The 16,385-nt window shown below is 60.8% G+C and carries 12 protein-coding genes and 2 tRNA genes; 11 read left to right on the top strand and 3 right to left on the bottom strand.

Annotated features, from left to right (window positions below):
- Positions 1 to 164 precede the first annotated feature (164 nt).
- Both ABEH28_RS12855 and ABEH28_RS12850 read left to right on the top strand, forming a co-directional pair.
- On the top strand, positions 165 to 1,880 hold the full coding sequence (locus ABEH28_RS12855; protein ID WP_192170854.1) for a proline--tRNA ligase: 1,716 nt from the start codon (positions 165 to 167) through the stop codon (positions 1,878 to 1,880).
- Positions 1,881 to 1,963: 83 nt separating this feature from the next.
- The gene (locus ABEH28_RS12850; protein WP_282369182.1) at positions 1,964 to 2,920 is read left to right on the top strand and encodes a hypothetical protein; all 957 of its coding nucleotides are present in this window, start codon (positions 1,964 to 1,966) and stop codon (positions 2,918 to 2,920) included.
- A 17-nt stretch (positions 2,921 to 2,937) separates the two neighbouring features.
- On the opposite strand, the gene dinB is transcribed toward ABEH28_RS12850, so the two are convergent.
- Entirely contained in the window at positions 2,938 to 3,996 is a 1,059-nt protein-coding gene (gene dinB, locus ABEH28_RS12845; protein ID WP_192170852.1) for a DNA polymerase IV, read from the bottom strand.
- A gap of 237 nt (positions 3,997 to 4,233) precedes the next feature.
- On the opposite strand from dinB, the gene ABEH28_RS12840 reads away from it, so the two are divergent.
- The 4 genes from ABEH28_RS12840 (at position 4,234) to ABEH28_RS12825 (ending at position 8,917) form a co-directional block, all read left to right on the top strand.
- Positions 4,234 to 4,310 (top strand) — tRNA-Met (locus ABEH28_RS12840).
- A 268-nt stretch (positions 4,311 to 4,578) separates the two neighbouring features.
- Positions 4,579 to 4,655: transfer RNA gene (locus ABEH28_RS12835), tRNA-Met, on the top strand.
- A gap of 330 nt (positions 4,656 to 4,985) precedes the next feature.
- Positions 4,986 to 7,628, top strand: a complete 2,643-nt coding sequence (mprF, locus tag ABEH28_RS12830) for a bifunctional lysylphosphatidylglycerol flippase/synthetase MprF (RefSeq protein ID WP_346630094.1) — start codon at positions 4,986 to 4,988, stop codon at positions 7,626 to 7,628.
- Complete coding sequence (locus ABEH28_RS12825; protein WP_192170850.1) at positions 7,628 to 8,917, top strand: virulence factor family protein; 1,290 nt, start codon at positions 7,628 to 7,630, stop codon at positions 8,915 to 8,917. The genes mprF and ABEH28_RS12825 overlap by 1 nt, the downstream gene beginning before the upstream one ends.
- A gap of 187 nt (positions 8,918 to 9,104) precedes the next feature.
- Here ABEH28_RS12825 and ABEH28_RS12820 read toward each other — a convergent pair whose 3' ends face one another.
- Positions 9,105 to 11,003, bottom strand: coding sequence for a potassium transporter Kup (locus ABEH28_RS12820; RefSeq protein ID WP_192170849.1), 1,899 nt, complete (start codon positions 11,001 to 11,003; stop codon positions 9,105 to 9,107).
- Between the two features lie 270 nt (positions 11,004 to 11,273).
- Between ABEH28_RS12820 and rimO the strand changes: the two genes are divergently transcribed.
- Together rimO and ABEH28_RS12810 are read left to right on the top strand one after the other, a co-directional pair.
- Positions 11,274 to 12,611, top strand: a complete 1,338-nt coding sequence (gene rimO / locus ABEH28_RS12815; protein WP_122537399.1) for a 30S ribosomal protein S12 methylthiotransferase RimO — start codon at positions 11,274 to 11,276, stop codon at positions 12,609 to 12,611.
- A gap of 121 nt (positions 12,612 to 12,732) precedes the next feature.
- Entirely contained in the window at positions 12,733 to 13,185 is a 453-nt protein-coding gene (locus tag ABEH28_RS12810; protein ID WP_346630093.1) for a GNAT family N-acetyltransferase, read from the top strand.
- A gap of 12 nt (positions 13,186 to 13,197) precedes the next feature.
- On the opposite strand, the gene ABEH28_RS12805 is transcribed toward ABEH28_RS12810, so the two are convergent.
- Positions 13,198 to 14,193, bottom strand: a complete 996-nt coding sequence (locus tag ABEH28_RS12805; protein ID WP_346630092.1) for an alpha/beta hydrolase — start codon at positions 14,191 to 14,193, stop codon at positions 13,198 to 13,200.
- 162 nt (positions 14,194 to 14,355) lie between these two features.
- On the opposite strand from ABEH28_RS12805, the gene ABEH28_RS12800 reads away from it, so the two are divergent.
- From ABEH28_RS12800 to tsaA, 3 genes are all read left to right on the top strand, one after another.
- A complete protein-coding gene (locus ABEH28_RS12800; RefSeq protein ID WP_346625521.1) occupies positions 14,356 to 15,066 on the top strand; it encodes an rRNA pseudouridine synthase in 711 nt (236 codons plus the stop codon).
- 72 nt (positions 15,067 to 15,138) lie between these two features.
- A complete protein-coding gene (locus ABEH28_RS12795) occupies positions 15,139 to 15,600 on the top strand; it encodes a DUF1456 family protein (protein WP_346630091.1) in 462 nt (153 codons plus the stop codon).
- Positions 15,601 to 15,617: 17 nt separating this feature from the next.
- Positions 15,618 to 16,322: a tRNA (N6-threonylcarbamoyladenosine(37)-N6)-methyltransferase TrmO gene (gene tsaA / locus ABEH28_RS12790; protein WP_192170846.1), complete on the top strand. Its 705-nt coding sequence runs from the start codon at positions 15,618 to 15,620 to the stop codon at positions 16,320 to 16,322.
- Positions 16,323 to 16,385: the final 63 nt, after the last annotated feature.

Below are 16,385 nucleotides of genomic sequence, written 5' to 3'. Positions count from 1 at the left end.
CTGACACTCGTTATAGAAAAGCCCGGCCCTCGCGCCGGGCTTTTTCATGGGCGCGCGGTTGACAATCCCTCCTCCTGCGGCGCCCGCCCGGCCTGTACTCAGCGATACCACCACCGTACAATGCCGGGTCATTTCCCAGTCACCGCAACCGACAACGGCCGACCATGCGTACCAGTCAATATTTGCTCGCCACACAGAAAGAAACGCCATCCGATGCGGTCGTGATCAGCCATCAGCTGATGCTTCGTGCCGGCATGATCCGCAAACTTGCCTCCGGTCTCTATACCTGGCTCCCCATGGGCCTGCGGGTACTGCGCAAGGTCGAAGCGGTGGTTCGCGAAGAGATGAACGCAGCGGGCGCGCTGGAAGTGTTGATGCCGGGCATTCAGCCGGCAGAGCTCTGGCAGGAGTCGGGCCGCTGGGAACAGTACGGCCCTGAGCTGTTGCGCTTGAAAGACCGTCACGATCGCGATTTCTGCGCGGGCCCGACCCACGAAGAGGTCATCACCGATCTGGCCCGCAACGAACTCAACAGCTATAAACAGCTGCCCATCAACATGTATCAGATCCAGACCAAATTCCGTGACGAAATCCGCCCGCGCTTCGGTTTGATGCGCGGCCGCGAGTTCATCATGAAGGACGCCTATTCCTTCCATGCGACCCAGGATTCCCTGCAGGAAACCTACGACCGTATGCATCAGGCGTACTGCAACGTGTTCACTCGTCTGGGCCTGAACTTCCGCCCGGTCGTGGCCGACAACGGCTCCATTGGTGGCGCGGGCTCCCATGAGTTCCACGTGCTGGCCGAGTCCGGCGAAGACGACATCGTGTTCAGCGACACCTCCGACTACGCCGCGAACATTGAAAAGGCTGAAGCCATTCCGCGCGAGGCCAGCCGCCCTGCGCCGACAGAAGAGCTGCGCCTTGTCGACACCCCTGACGCGAAGACCATCGCGGCCTTGGTCGAGCAGTTCAATCTGCCGATCGAAAAGACCGTCAAGACGCTGGTTGTGCATGCCGCTGAAGAAGGCAAGCTGATTGCGCTGATTATCCGTGGCGATCACGAGCTCAACGAAATCAAGGCGTCGAATCTGGAGCAAGTCGCCAGCCCGCTGGTCATGGCCTCCGAAGCCGAACTGCGCGATGCCATTGGCGCCGGCGCGGGTTCCCTCGGCCCGCTGAATCTGCCGCTGCCGTGCATCATCGACCGCTCGGTTGAGCTGATGAGCGACTTCGGTATTGGCGCCAACATCGACGACAAGCACTACTTCGGCGTCAACTGGGAGCGGGACCTGCCGGTTCCGACCGTCGCGGACTTGCGTAACGTCGTCGCCGGCGACCCGAGCCCGGATGGTCAGGGCAACGTGATCATCAAGCGCGGCATCGAAGTCGGTCACATCTTCCAGCTGGGCACCAAGTACAGCGACGCGATGAAGTGCCAGGTGCTGGGCGAGAACGGCAAGCCGGTCACACTGACCATGGGCTGCTACGGGATTGGTGTGTCGCGCGTTGTGGCTGCCGCGATCGAGCAGAACAACGACGCAAACGGCATCATCTGGAGCGACGCGCTCGCGCCTTTCCAGATCGCCCTCGTGCCGCTGCGCTACGAAACCGATGCGGTCAAAGAGGCAACCGACAAGCTGTACGCCGAACTGACGGCTGCCGGCTTCGAAGTGTTGCTGGATGACCGCGACAAGAAGACCAGCCCGGGGATCAAGTTCGCTGACATGGAACTGATCGGCATTCCGCATCGCATCGTGGTCAGTGACCGTGGTCTTGCCGAGGGTAACCTCGAATACAAGAGCCGCACCGAAGCCGAAGCGCAGGCCCTGCCTGTCGCCGATGTGTTGTCTTTCATCAAGGACCGGATCAAGCGCTGACCGGATTGCGCGCCTGCGATTGTGCAGGCGCGCTTTCATCCGCCACGCCTCTGCTATGCGCCTTACCTGCACCTAGAGATCTCATGTTCAAGCGAAATCCCTCACGTCTCGCAGGCGCTGTGTTGTGCACCAGCCTGTTTCTCGGCGGCTGTGCCAATCATCTGTCTCAACGCAGCGAGCATGAAGAACGTGTCGAGCGCAAATTGCTCGACCACAGTTTTCAGGTCGACCTTGGCGAACCCAAGACGCTGGAATTGCCCCAGCGCCGGATACGCATCCACGAGCTGAAAACATTCGACATCACCGAATTCGAAGTCACCCGGCACTACGACCGGTACACGCCGTATCAGCCGTGGCGGGAAGTCTATGAAATCCCACTGGGCGCGGTGGCCATCGTCGCGGGCATCGGCGCCAATGTGGTCAACGTACTGACGTTTGGCAGTCTGCCCGACAGTGTCACCAAGGACTGGCTCACTTACGGCGTCGCGGGGGTCAACCCGTTCATGAACGCACCCTCCCATGGTCGCGCTCAACAGAACCTGGCCGGTATCGACGAAGTACAGCGCGATCACCGCGTCGAGCATTCGAGTCTGCCGTGGAGTGAAGCGCCGGTTGAAGTCACCGCGGGCAAAGAGACCCACGAGTTGAATACGGACCGTAACGGCGTGCTGCGCGTGAATCTGCTGGACAGCCCGTTCGCCGAGCAGAACCTCAGCTATGTCACGCAACTGAACATCAAAGTGCAGGATGAGCAAAGCAACGTTCAGGCAACTGCCACGTTGCCACTGAGCAAATCACTGCGCGGCAAGCTGATTGAAGCCCACGACCTGATCTACGACGATCTGGAAGATGACGAAGTCAGCCAGTGGGTGCATCGCGTCAAGCGCCTGTCCGAGCTGGGACTGGAAGAGGAAGCCAGTGAGCTGGAACAGTCATTGATCGAGCTGACCCGCAACGATCCGCAGTTGCAGCACGAATTCCTTCGGGCACTGGCAAAAGATGCTGGTCGCCTGGTCGCGGTACCGCCGGGCAGCGAATAGCCTGGCCTGAACCAGTCTCAGCTGAACAACTCGAGCTGCTCATGGGCAGCCCGAAGGTCATGCAGACGTACACCAATCCCAAGCAATCGCACCGGCTTACCGCCCCGTGCGAACGCCTGGGTCAACAGTTGCTCATAACTGCTCAAGTCCCGCCCTGCCCCCGCCTGTTCCAGCGTTGTCTGGGTGAAGTCATGAAACTTGACCTTTACGAACGGTTTGCCAGGGCGGTAAAGGGTGTCAATCCGCGCGATGCGGTCGTTCAACGTTTCCAGCAATGCCGGCAGCATCAGCAGGCAACTGGCGAGGTCCGGCAGATCAGTGTCATAGGTATTTTCGACACTGACCGACTGGCGGCGATTGTCGTTCTGCACGGGCCGCTCATCCACACCATGGGCCAGATTCCACAGCCGCTCGCCAAATGAGCCGAATTCCCGCACCAGCGAAAGCTTGCTCCAGCCGCGCAAATCGGCGCAGGTGATGATGCCGAGGCGGCCCAGCTTGTCGGCCGTTACTTTGCCAACGCCGTGTAACTTGGACACCGGCAATTCGGAGACAAAGTCTTCCACCTGATCCGGGGTAATGACAAACAACCCGTTGGGCTTTTTCCAGTCGCTGGCGATCTTGGCCAGAAACTTGTTCGGAGCGACGCCGGCGGAAACGGTGATGTGCAACTGATTGGAAACGCGCCGCCGAATGTCCTGGGCGATCCGCGTCGCACTGCCGGAAAAGTGCTCGCATTCCGTGACATCCAGATAAGCCTCATCCAGCGACAGCGGCTCGATCAGATCGGTGTAGTCACGGAAGATCGTCTGGATCTCTTTCGATGCTTCTTTATAGGCATCCATTCTCGGTTTGACGATGGTGAGATCCGGGCACAGCGTCAGCGCATGTCGGGATGACATCGCGGAGCGGATGCCGTAGGCCCGAGCTTCGTAGTTGCAGGTCGCAATGACACCCCGCCGTTCAGCCGACCCGCCGACTGCCAACGGCTTGCCGGCCAGGCGCGGGTCGTCGCGCATCTCAATCGCGGCGTAGAAGCAATCACAGTCGATATGGATGATTTTGCGCTGCGGCATCACATGGAGTCGTAGGAAAACGGTCGTGCAGTATCTCATTCACGCGACTTTCTGACACTGAATAAGCCTCGTCCCCTACGGCCATGCCACTCCACGAAACCGCCCCTGAAAGTCCCGAAAGCGAGACGCGCCATGGCTCTCCGCGACACGTTCACGCTAACCGATTGAAGAAAAAGCCTTTTTTTCTGCCCATTGCTTGACAGCCCGGCGATCCTCTGTAGAATGCCGCCACACAGACGCGGGATGGAGCAGTCTGGTAGCTCGTCGGGCTCATAACCCGAAGGTCGTCGGTTCAAATCCGGCTCCCGCAACCAAACATCAAAAAAGGCTACTCGAAAGAGTGGCCTTTTTTGTGGCTGTCATTTGGGGAAGCGCGATCCCGCCGCCCTCTCCTCCCAGCGCTTCATATTAATGAAACAAGGCCTGTGGATGATGGCGACCTGCTGTCAGGCGCGGATTGCGATAAAAGCCTTGTCCAACCGCCACTTAGGCGCCCCAACGCTCCCGATGCGGTTATTTTGTCGATGCTTGGCATTAAAGGTTGACACTTCGTCGTTCGACTGTAGAATGCCGCCACACAGACGCGGGATGGAGCAGTCTGGTAGCTCGTCGGGCTCATAACCCGAAGGTCGTCGGTTCAAATCCGGCTCCCGCAACCAACATCTAAAAAGGCTACTCGAAAGAGTGGCCTTTTTTTTGCCTCGCTGAAAGCGCTCGAACAGCGGGCCGGAATCCTTGTCACATCCCATTACCGGGGTGCGTTCATCCGAGAGGTCTTGTTACTGTATGTTGCCGGGAGCGATAGTTTTGATCTCCCCTGCCGATACGCTGGCCAGCGACTGAACCTAGACTGAACGGTCACCGATACGTATCCGTGGTATTCGCCCGTTAGACGTTCAAGCGCTAACATCCTGAATTATTTTTTGCGTAGGGATTGGTAACTTGGCTGTATACCTCCATCCTGTCGCGCACGATCCAAGGAGTGATTGATGCGCGCCAACCCGTCCGACACAAACGAAGCAGTGACGGAGCATCCTCCGGCTCCCCCGAAACGACTGCGTCTACGCGAACTGGTGAGCAAGTACCGTCAACCCATTGGGTTAGGCGTCACCATCCTGCTGTTCGCCATCGCCCTGATCGCCTGTCGGCACATGCTGACCGAGCTGGACATCTACGCTCTGCAGGATTCGCTGCTCAGTGTGCCGCTGCCTTCTCTGGCCGGCGCAGTGCTGGCGACTGCCATCGGGTTCGTGATTCTGCTGGGCTACGAATGGTCCGCCAGCCACTACGCCAATGTCGATCTGCCGCCGAAGTCGCTGATCATGGGCGGGTTTTGCGCGTTCGCCATTGGCAACGCCGTAGGCCTGTCGATGTTGTCCGGCGGTTCGGTTCGTTACCGCCTTTACTCGCGCTTGGGACTGGGTGCGGGCGAAGTTGCCCACATGACCCTGTTTGCCAGCCTGTCCTTGGGTTGCGCACTTCCCCCGCTGGCTGCCCTCGCGACCTTGAGCGACCTGCCCGCCGCTTCACTGGCGCTGCATGTATCAGTGCCCGTACTGGCAACCGTTGCAGTCGCCGTGCTCGCGTTCAGTCTGATTCTGGGTTATGCCATCTATCGCCGACGCCTGCCGGAACAGACGATCCCGCATAATCTGCTGGTCCGCGCCGGACGCCGCACCCTGCGTCTGCCTGGCGTACGCCTGACCCTGATGCAGTTGGTGATCACTGCGCTGGACGTCGCCGCCGCTGCTGCCGTCCTCTATCTGTTGTTGCCCTCCGCCCCGCCCTTCGGCGCATTTCTGCTGGTTTACCTGCTGGCCCTGGCCGCAGGTGTCCTCAGCCACGTGCCCGGTGGCGTCGGCGTCTTTGAAGCCATTCTGCTCGCCGCCTTTGCCGACGAGCTGGGCGCCGCACCGCTGGCCGCCGCGCTGCTGCTGTACCGCCTGATCTACGTGGTGATGCCGCTGCTGATCGCTTGTCTGGTACTGCTTTACAGCGAGGCGAAGCGACTGTTGTTTGCGCAACAAGCCATGCGCGTTGCGTCCGGCCTTGGCGCTCCGATTCTGGCGTTGCTGGTATTTCTCTCCGGCGTGGTGCTGCTATTTTCCGGCTCGACGCCCGAGATCGACACCCGCCTGGAGAGCCTCGGCTTCCTCATTCCCCATCGACTGATCGACGCCTCTCACTTCGGCGCCAGCCTGATCGGCGTGCTCTGCCTGTTGCTCGCGCAGGGCCTGCGTCGTCGCCTGTCGGCGGCGTGGATGCTGACCACGATTCTGCTGTTTGTGGGCTCCATTCTGTCGATCCTCAAGGGTTTCGACTGGGAAGAAGCGAGTCTGCTGCTGCTGACCGCGTGCCTGCTGACCATCTTCCGGCGCTCGTTCTACCGTCCGAGTCGCTTGCTGGAACTGCCGTTTTCACCGCTGTATCTGGTCGCCAGTGTCTGCGTGCTGGGTGCTTCGGTCTGGCTGCTGCTGTTCGCCTATCAAGACGTGCCCTACAGTCATCAGCTGTGGTGGCAGTTCACACTGGACGCCGATGCCCCACGGGGTCTGCGCTCGGCGCTCGGAAGCGCGGTGCTGCTGCTGATCGTCTCGCTGACCTGGCTGCTGCGCACCGCGCGCCCTGTGATCAACCTGCCCGACGAGGCACAGCTGGCCAAAGCCGCGGAGATCATCAAAGCATCCAGCCAGCCCGATGGCGGTTTGGTGCTGACCGGCGACAAGGCCGTGCTGATGCACCCTGACGGCAATGCGTTTCTGATGTACGCCCATCGCGGCCGCAGCCTGGTTGCGCTGTACGATCCGATCGGCCCGACCCAGCAGCGGGCCGAGCTGATCTGGCAGTTCCGCGATCTGTGTGACGTTCACCATGCCCGCCCGGTGTTCTATCAGGTGCGTGCGGAGAACCTGCCGTTCTACATGGACATCGGCCTGACTGCGATCAAGCTGGGCGAAGAGGCCCGGGTCGATTTGCACAAGTTCGACATCGAAGCCAAGGGCAAGGAAATGAAGGACCTGCGCTACACCTGGAATCGGGGTGGGCGCGACGGTCTGTCGCTTGAAATCTACGAAGTGGGTCAAGCGCCCATGGACGAGCTCAAAGTGATTTCCGATGCGTGGCTGATGGGCAAGAACGTGCGCGAGAAAGGCTTCTCCCTCGGCCGCTTCAGCCTGGATTACCTCAAGCATTTCCGCATCGCCATCGTGCACTTCCAGGGCAAGCCGGTCGCGTTCTCCAATTTGCTGGAGACCTCGCGCAATGATCTGGCGAGCCTGGACCTCATGCGCTCGCACCCGGAAGCGCCGAAGCTGACCATGGAATTCATGATGGTCGGACTGATCCTGCATTACAAAAAAGAAGGTTACGCCCGCTTCAGCCTCGGCATGGTGCCGTTGTCCGGGCTGCAACCGCGACGTGGCGCGCCCTTGACCCAACGTCTGGGTTCGATGGTGTTCAGCCGTGGCGAGCAGCTCTACAACTTCCAGGGGCTGCGCCGTTTCAAAGACAAATTCCAGCCTGACTGGGAACCTCGTTATATGGCCGTGCCCGCAGGACTTGATCCGCTCGTGGCACTGGCAGATACCGCCGCCCTGATTGCGGGCGGCCTGACTGGATTGGTGAAACGCTGATGATTCAACGCTACTGGCGCTTTTTGCTCGCAGCCCTGGTAATTCTGGTGGTGGCATTGGGTTTCTGGCTGTGGAACCGCCCCGCCGCGCAACCGACGCTTGAACACATCACCCTGGATGACGGCTCTGCGCTGATCCGTGTGGTGCCTTCGACCAAGGTGAAAACCCAGGTCGCGCTCGCCGTTACCACTGAAGAATCATTGACCGAGAAACAACTGCTCGCCCTGAGCTACGACGCTTCGGCCCGGGTCGTACAAGTGACGCTGCCGAAGGACGATTGCCAGCTTCAGGCGAAGACCTTCAATGCCGCGCTGCAGAAGCTCGACGGCGCGCCTGATCTGGTTGCCGGTGTCGGTGCGGGTGCTTCCCTGGCGTGGCGCTGGCTGGCCGGTCAGGACAACGACAATGCCCGGGCCATCTCGGTTGGCTTCGTCCGCGATCAGCCGGGTTGCACTGACCCTGTGCCGAAGGCCGCCGCCCACGGCAAGTGGACGGTCGCCTGGAACGACGGCCCCGACGACGAAAGCGCCACACTGGTCCGTGACGCACCCAATACCGAAACCAGCATCAGCGACTACGACATCAAGTACCCGCAGGTGCTGAACAACGAAGTGCGCCGTCGCCTGATTGGGGGTGACGACAACGGTGGTCTGAACATTCCGGTGGTTGAGGTGCCGTCTTCCCAGCCCTCTGACACGGTCACGCTGTTCCTGTCCGGCGACGGTGGCTGGCGCGACCTGGACAAGGACGTGGCGGGCGACATGGCGAAAATGGGTGGCTACCCGGTCGTCGGCATCGACACCCTTCGTTACTACTGGGAGCACAAATCGCCAGAACAGACCGCCGCTGATCTGAGCGAGCTGATGGCCCATTACCGGCAGAAATGGGGCGCCAAGCATTTCGTCCTGGCGGGCTATTCCTTCGGCGCCGACGTGTTGCCAGCGATCTACAACCGCTTGCCGGAAGAAGACAAGGCGCGGGTCGACGGCATCATCCTGCTGGCCTTCGCCCGCACCGGCAGCTTCGAGATTGCAGTCGAAGGCTGGTTGGGCGCAGCCGGTAAGGAAGCGGCGACAGGCCCTGAGATGGCCAAGCTGCCCGGCGACAAGGTGCTGTGCGTCTACGGCATCGAAGAGAAGGATGAAAGCGGCTGTACGGAAACCACAGCACCTGGCGAGAAGATGCAACTGCCAGGGGGCCATCACTTCGACGAAGACTACCCGGCCCTGGCCAAGCGCCTGAGTGCGGTGATCGACAAGTGGAAGGGCAAAGAACCCGCCGCGGAGTAATCGCCCGCCCATAAAAAATCCCTGCTCTCTTGCGATTGCGGGGATTTTTTTGTTTCAGCTACTCGCTGACGTGAGGCCAACCTCTGTTGGACCGGCTTCAGCCGGGAAGAGGCCAGTGCATACGCCATCAATCTCACGGCGTGACACCCGGCACATTCCCGGTTAAACCCCGCCGAAGCGGAGCTGCTTACATCTCCACCTGCGTGCCCAGCTCGATCACTCGGTTGAACGGCAGTTTGAAGAAACGCAAATTGCCGTTGGCGTTCTTCAACATGAACGAGAACAGGCCCTCGCGCCAGCGGGCCATGCCCACCAGTTTCGACGAGACCACGGTTTCGCGGCTGAGGAAGTAGGTCGTGCGCATCGGGCTGAAGTCCAGTTCCTTCAGGTGACACAGGCTCAGCGCTGCCGGCACGTCCGGCTCGTCGATGAAGCCGAAATGCAGAATCACGCGATAGAAGCCCTCGCCAAACGCCTCGACCTCGAAGCGCTGGGCCGTTGGCACGCGCGGGGTGTCTTCGTACACGACGGTCAGCAGCACCACTTGCTCATGGAGCACCTGGTTGTGCAGCAGGTTATGCAACAGCGCATGGGGAACGGCGTCCGCACGGGCCGTGAGAAACACGGCCGTGCCCTGAACGCGATGGGGCGGCTGCACGCGAATACTGCTGATGAAGATCGGCAGCGGCAGACCGCCCTCGTCGATGCGATCTACCAACAGCTGCTTGCCGCGCTTCCAGGTGGTCATCAGGATAAACAGCGCGATACCCGCCAGGAACGGGAACGCCCCGCCCTGAATGACTTTTGGCACGTTGGCCGCGAAGAACATACCGTCCACGAACAGACATCCGACCAAAATCGGCACCGCGATCAGCGGCGGCCATTTCCAGGCCAGCAGCATGACCGACGCCACCAGAATCGTTGTGCAGAGCATCGTGCCGGTCACCGCCACGCCGTAGGCCGAGGCCAGCGCGCCGGAGGATTCGAATCCCAGCACCAGCAGGATGACCCCGACCATCAGCGCCCAGTTCACCGCACCGATGTAGATCTGCCCTTGGGCGTCGCTCGAGGTGTGCTGGATGTACATGCGCGGGATGTAGCCGAGCTGAATCGCCTGCAGCGTCATCGAGAACGCCCCGGAAATCACCGCCTGCGAAGCAATAATGGTCGCCAGCGTCGACAGGGCAATCAAAGGCAACAGGGCCCAACTCGGCGCCAGCAGGTAGAACGGGTTGCGTACCGCTTCAGGGTCTTGAATCACCAGGGCGCCCTGACCGAAGTAGTTCAGCACCAGTGCCGGCAGGACCAGCGCGAACCACGCGCGGGAGATCGGCTTGCGACCGAAGTGACCCATGTCCGCATACAGCGCCTCGGCACCGGTCAGTGCGAGCACCACAGCGCCCAACACCGAAACGCCAATGCCGGGATGATCAATAAAGAAGCGAACCGCCCACACCGGGTTGACGGCATGCAGCACTTCCGGCTGTTGCAGGATGCCGTGAACGCCAAGCACGCCGAGGGTCACGAACCACAGCACCATGATCGGGCCGAACATCACGCCAATGCGCGCAGTGCCGTGACGCTGAATCAGAAACAGCGCCACCAGCACGACCAATGCAATCGGCACCACCCAGTGCTCCAGTCCGTCAAAGGCCAGCTCCATGCCCTCGACCGCGGACAGCACGGAAATTGCCGGGGTGATCATGCTGTCGCCGTAAAACAGCGCCGCGCCGAACAGGCCGAAGACGATCATGCTCGCCTGCAGCTTCGGGTATTTGGCTGAAGCCCTTCGCGCCAGCGCCGTTAGCGCCATGATGCCGCCTTCGCCTTCGTTGTCGGCGCGCAGCACCAGGGCCATGTACTTGAAGGAGACCACCCAGATCAGTGACCAGAAGATCAGTGACAGAATGCCCAGCACGGCATCGTGGCCGGCCTGCACGCCATAGCCGCCGACGAAGACCTCTTTAATGGTGTAAAGCGGGCTGGTACCGATGTCGCCATAGGCTACACCCACCGCGCCCACCAGCAGACTCAACGGTTTCGCCGAAGAATGCCCGACCTCTGCCTGACTCGTTGCGTGACCCATTTACCACTCCTGAAACCATGACTCGAGCACCGCGATCCGGCGTTGTCGGATTGACCCACGCCGCACCGGTAAATTCCGATGCGCCCGGCCCACTTGGGGTGCCGGGCGTAACGCCGCGAAGCATAGCGCAGCACTCGTCGTAATTCTCTGTATAACACTGGTCAATCGTTCGACGCGCCGCTAGAATTGCGCACTTTTTGATCAGAGGCGCCCCAAGCGCCCAGTCGATGCTTCGGCCAAACGCCGGGCATCCTACGCCGAGGTTAGTCAATGTCCACCGTCACCACGTCTGCCGCCCCCAAGGTCGGCTTTGTCAGCCTCGGTTGCCCGAAGGCTCTGGTCGATTCCGAGCGCATCCTGACCCAGCTGCGCATGGAAGGCTATCAGGTCGTGCCGACCTACCAGGACGCTGACGTGGTCGTGGTCAACACCTGCGGTTTCATCGACAGCGCCAAGGCCGAGTCCCTCGAGACCATTGGCGAGGCGCTGGCCGAAAACGGCAAAGTGATCGTCACCGGCTGCATGGGCGTGGATGAAAGCGTGATTCGCAGCGTGCACCCGAGCGTGCTGGCCGTCACCGGTCCGCAGCAGTACGAGCAAGTGGTCAATGCCGTCCACGACGCCGCCCCGCCGAAGCTCGATCACAACCCGCTGATCGATCTGGTGCCGCCGCAAGGGGTCAAGCTGACCCCACGCCATTACGCGTACCTGAAGATTTCCGAAGGCTGCAACCACAGCTGCAGCTTCTGCATCATCCCGTCCATGCGCGGCAAGCTGGTCAGCCGCCCGATTGGCGATGTGCTCGACGAAGCCCAGCGTCTGGTCAAAGCCGGCGTGAAAGAGCTGCTGGTGATCTCCCAGGACACCAGCGCCTACGGCGTCGACATCAAGTACCGCACCGGTTTCTGGAACGGCCAGCCGGTCCGCACGCGCATGACCGAGCTGTGCCAGGCCCTGAGTTCGCTGGGTGTGTGGGTACGCCTGCACTACGTTTACCCGTATCCGCACGTCGACGAGATCATTCCGTTGATGGCGGCGGGCAAGATCCTGCCGTACCTGGACATCCCGTTCCAGCACGCCAGCCCGAAGATTCTCAAGCTGATGAAACGCCCGGCCTTCGAAGACAAGACCCTGGCGCGCATCAAGAACTGGCGCGAACAGTGCCCGGACCTGATCATCCGTTCGACCTTCATCGTCGGCTTCCCGGGCGAGACCGAAGAAGACTTCCAGTACCTGCTGGACTGGCTGACTGAAGCACAGCTCGATCGCGTCGGCTGCTTCCAGTACTCCCCTGTCGAGGGCGCGCCGGCGAACCTGCTGGATGCACCGATCGTTCCGGACGACATCAAGCAGGACCGCTGGGACCGCTTCATGGCGCACCAGCAAGCCATCAGCGCCGCACGCCTGCAGATGAAAATTGGCAAGGAAATCGAAGTGCTGATCGACGAAGTGGACGAGCAGGGTTTCGTCGGCCGTTCGTTCTTCGATGCGCCGGAAATCGACGGCAACGTGTTTGTCGAAAGCGACCGTGACTTCAAGCCAGGCGACAAGGTCATGTGCCGCGTAGTGGATGCCGATGAGTACGACCTGTGGGCTGAGCCAATCTAACGCTCAATCCCTGGCTCGCACGCCGCTTCACCTCCAACAGCCCTGCCCGTAAAACGGCGGGGTTTGTTTTTTCTGGCTATCGTCCCCACATCAGGATCACTACCCAGGGAGTAGCGGCCACATGACACGGCACTCGGTCATTTATCTGCCCAGGCAGCACGATTTCGCCGAACTCACCCGGGTCTGGGAAGCGTCCGTGCGCGCGACCCATGACTTTCTGCCCGAGAACTACATCACGCTGCTCCGGCATCTGCTGGAAACCCAGTACCTGGGCGCCGTAAACCTGCTCTGCACCCGCGACTCACACCTGCGCATCACCGGTTTCGCCGGCACCACCCCGGGCAAACTCGAAATGCTGTTCATTGCCCCCGACCACCGTGGCGCGGGCCTGGGCAAGCAACTGCTGGACTACGCGATAGAGCACTTCCACATCACCGAGCTGGACGTGAACGAACAAAATGCTCAGGCGCGGGGGTTTTACGAACGGCAGGGGTTTGAAGTGGTGGGCCGGACCGAGCTGGACGGGCTCGGCCGACCGCATCCGATATTGCGGATGCGGCTCAAGGTCATCTGAAGCAACCCTGCATCAGCGCTTCAGACTTTCCAGCAGCACCTTGTTGAACTGCTGAGGATCCTGAATCTGGGGCGCATGGCCCAACCCAGCGAACTCCACCAGTGTCGCCTGGGGAATGCGCCTGGCGGTGGCCTTGCCGAGCTCCGGGTAATTGCCCAGCGTCTTGCGCAACGCTTCGGGCGCCGCGTCCTTGGCAATGGCGGTGTTGTCCTTCTGCCCGATCATCAACACCGTCGGCATCTTCAGCTTCTCGAAGTCGTACAACACCGGCTGATTGAAGATCATCCCGTAGGTCTGCGCTGACGCCCGCGCCACCTCCTCCTTGCCTTTGCCGTTGAACATCCCGGCCTGCATGTCGACCCAATGGTCGAACTCGGGCCGCCATTCATTGGCGTAATAGGTCGACTGCTGATACTTGCGAATGCTCTCGGCACTGGTCTTCAGCTCACGGGCGTACCAGTCATCGAAGCTGCGATCCGGGACACCTTTGGCTTTCCAGTCTTCCAGACCGATAGGGTTGACCAGCAGCAGCTGATCCACTTGGTCGGGGTACATCAGCGCAAAGCGCGTCGCCAGCATGCCGCCCATTGAATGCCCGACCACGGTGACGTGGTCGATACCCAGTTGGGTCAGCAGCGCTTTGGTGTTCTGCGCCAGCTGCTCAAACGAGTACTTATAATCCGCCGGTTTGCTGGAGCGGCAGAAACCGATCTGATCCGGCGCGACCACACGATAGCCCGCGCCCGTCAGCGCCTTGATGGTCCCTTCCCACGTGGCGCCGCAAAAATTCTTGCCGTGCAGCAGCACCACGCTGCGACCATTGGCAGTGCCGGTTGGCTTGATATCCATGTAACCCATCTGCACGGGCGCACCCTGGGATTCAAAGCTGAAGTTCTGTGCCGGGAACGGATACTGAAACCCTTCCAGCTGTGGGCCGTAAGACGGTGGTTGCGCAGCGAGCAGCGGCAGACTGACAGTCATCAGCAGTGCGGGTAGCCATTTGGTCATGAATTCGCTCCAGACAATGTAGGAATAGAGAGCAGACCTGCATCGCTCCCGGAAAAATCCATCGAGTGGAGGCTTATTCGCCAGGCAATTTCAATGTGGCCGCGATTAACGGTGCATGCGCGGGTACAATAGGCGCCTTTCCATTTTGTTACGGCTTTTCTCATGACTGACCCCATTCGCCTTTCCAAACGCCTTATCGAGCTGGTCGGCTGCTCCCGCCGCGAAGCCGAGTTGTTCATCGAAGGTGGCTGGGTCACGGTGGACGGCGTTGTCGTCGACGAGCCGCAGTTCAAGGTCGAAAATCAGACCGTGGTGCTGAACGCGGAAGCGAAAGCTGATACGCCTGAATCCGTTACCCTTTTGTTTAACGCACCTGCAGGCATGGCCTCTGAAAGTGCCTTGGCGTTGATCACACCCGGTACGTTGTCCGCCGACCACAGCATCGGTCGACGTCCCCTCAAAGGGCACTTTCTGCGCCTGGAAGCGATTTCCACGCTGCAAGCCAACGCCAGCGGCCTGATGGTGTTCAGCCAGGACTGGAAAATCCTGCGCAAACTCACCGACGACCGCAGCAAGATCGAGCAGGAATACGTCGTCGAAATCTCGGGCGACATGGTTGCCCACGGCCTCAACCGCCTGAACCACGGCATGACCTACAAGGGCAAGGAACTGCCGAAGGTCAAAGCCAGCTGGCAGAACGAAAACCGCCTGCGCTTCGCCATGAAAAACCCGCAGCCCGGCGTTATCGCCCAACTGTGCGAGGCTGTAGGCCTGAAGGTTGTTTCGGTGCGGCGCATCCGTATCGGCGGCGTGTCCATCGGCAAGGTGCCTGAAGGCCAGTGGCGCTACATGACCGACAAAGAAAAATTCTGAATCCCCCCTTTATGAGCGCCGCATCCCATTTCGCGCGCGCTCATCTGTGAATCTCCAGGAAATACACGCACCATGATGAACAACGATGTACTGCGCAGCATCCGTTACATGCTTGATATCAACGACGCCAAAGTGGTCGATATCATCAAGCTCGGCGGGTTCGACGCGACCAGAGCCGATGTCGCGGCCTACATGAAGAAAGACGAAGAAGAAGGCTTCGTGCCGTGCAGTGACGAGGTCATGGCGCACTTCCTCGACGGCCTGGTGTTCTTCAAGCGTGGCAAAGACGAGAGCCGCCCGCCGCTGCCTGTCGAGCTGCCGATCACAAACAACATCGTCCTGAAAAAGCTGCGTGTGGCCTTCGAGCTGAAAGAAGACGACATGCACGCCATCCTCAAGGCGTCCGAGTTCCCGGTGTCCAAGCCTGAACTCAGCGCCCTGCTCCGCAAGGCCGGTCACACCAACTACCGCGTTTGCGGCGACCAGCTGCTGCGCAATTTCCTGCGCGGCCTGACCCTGCGCGTACGCGGCTAAGCGCTGCAGATCCGTCGATGACCCAGGCCTACAGCGTCTCGCCGATCGGTTTCATGCGCTCGTGCTTCAAAGAGAAGTTCGCCATTCCCCGGCAGCCGCAACTGGCGCCTGCCGCGCGGGGCGTGCTGGAGCTGGTCGCGCCTTTTGATCAGGGTGACGCCGTGCAGGGCCTCGAACAGGTCAGCCATGTCTGGCTGCTGTTTCTGTTTCATCAGGCCCTGGAGGATAAGCCGCGACTCAAGGTGCGCCCTCCTCGTCTGGGCGGCAATCAGTCGATGGGCGTGTTCGCCACGCGCGCGACCCATCGGCCGAACGGCATCGGTCAGTCGGTGGTCAAGCTGGACAAGGTCGAAGCCGGGCGCCTGTGGCTGTCAGGCATCGACCTGCTGGACGGCACGCCGGTGCTGGACGTCAAACCCTACGTGCCTTATGCGGACGTGATCGTTGATGCACGCAACAGCATGGCCGCCGCCGCGCCGGAGATGATTCCGGTGCAATGGGCAGACGCTGCGCTGGCCCAGGCTCGCGAACAGGGGCTGCGCCTCGAAGAACCGCTGATCGAGCTGATCGAGCAGTGCCTGGCTCAAGACCCGCGACCGGCCTACCAGACACCCACGCCAGAGCGACGCTACGGCGCGCAGTTCTGGGATCTGGACGTGCGCTGGCATTACCCGCAAGCAGGCGTCATCTGCGTGCTGGAAGTCGTCCCCGCCGCCGGTTGATAAACCGCTTACACCCGCCCACAAAAAAACCGCCTGGTCCGTGACCTCCAGGCGGTTTTTTTC

The sequence above is a fragment of the Pseudomonas sp. Ps21-P2 genome, from assembly GCF_039672565.1.
Classification (GTDB): domain Bacteria; phylum Pseudomonadota; class Gammaproteobacteria; order Pseudomonadales; family Pseudomonadaceae; genus Aquipseudomonas.
This window is presented reverse-complemented; position numbering and strand designations above follow the sequence as displayed.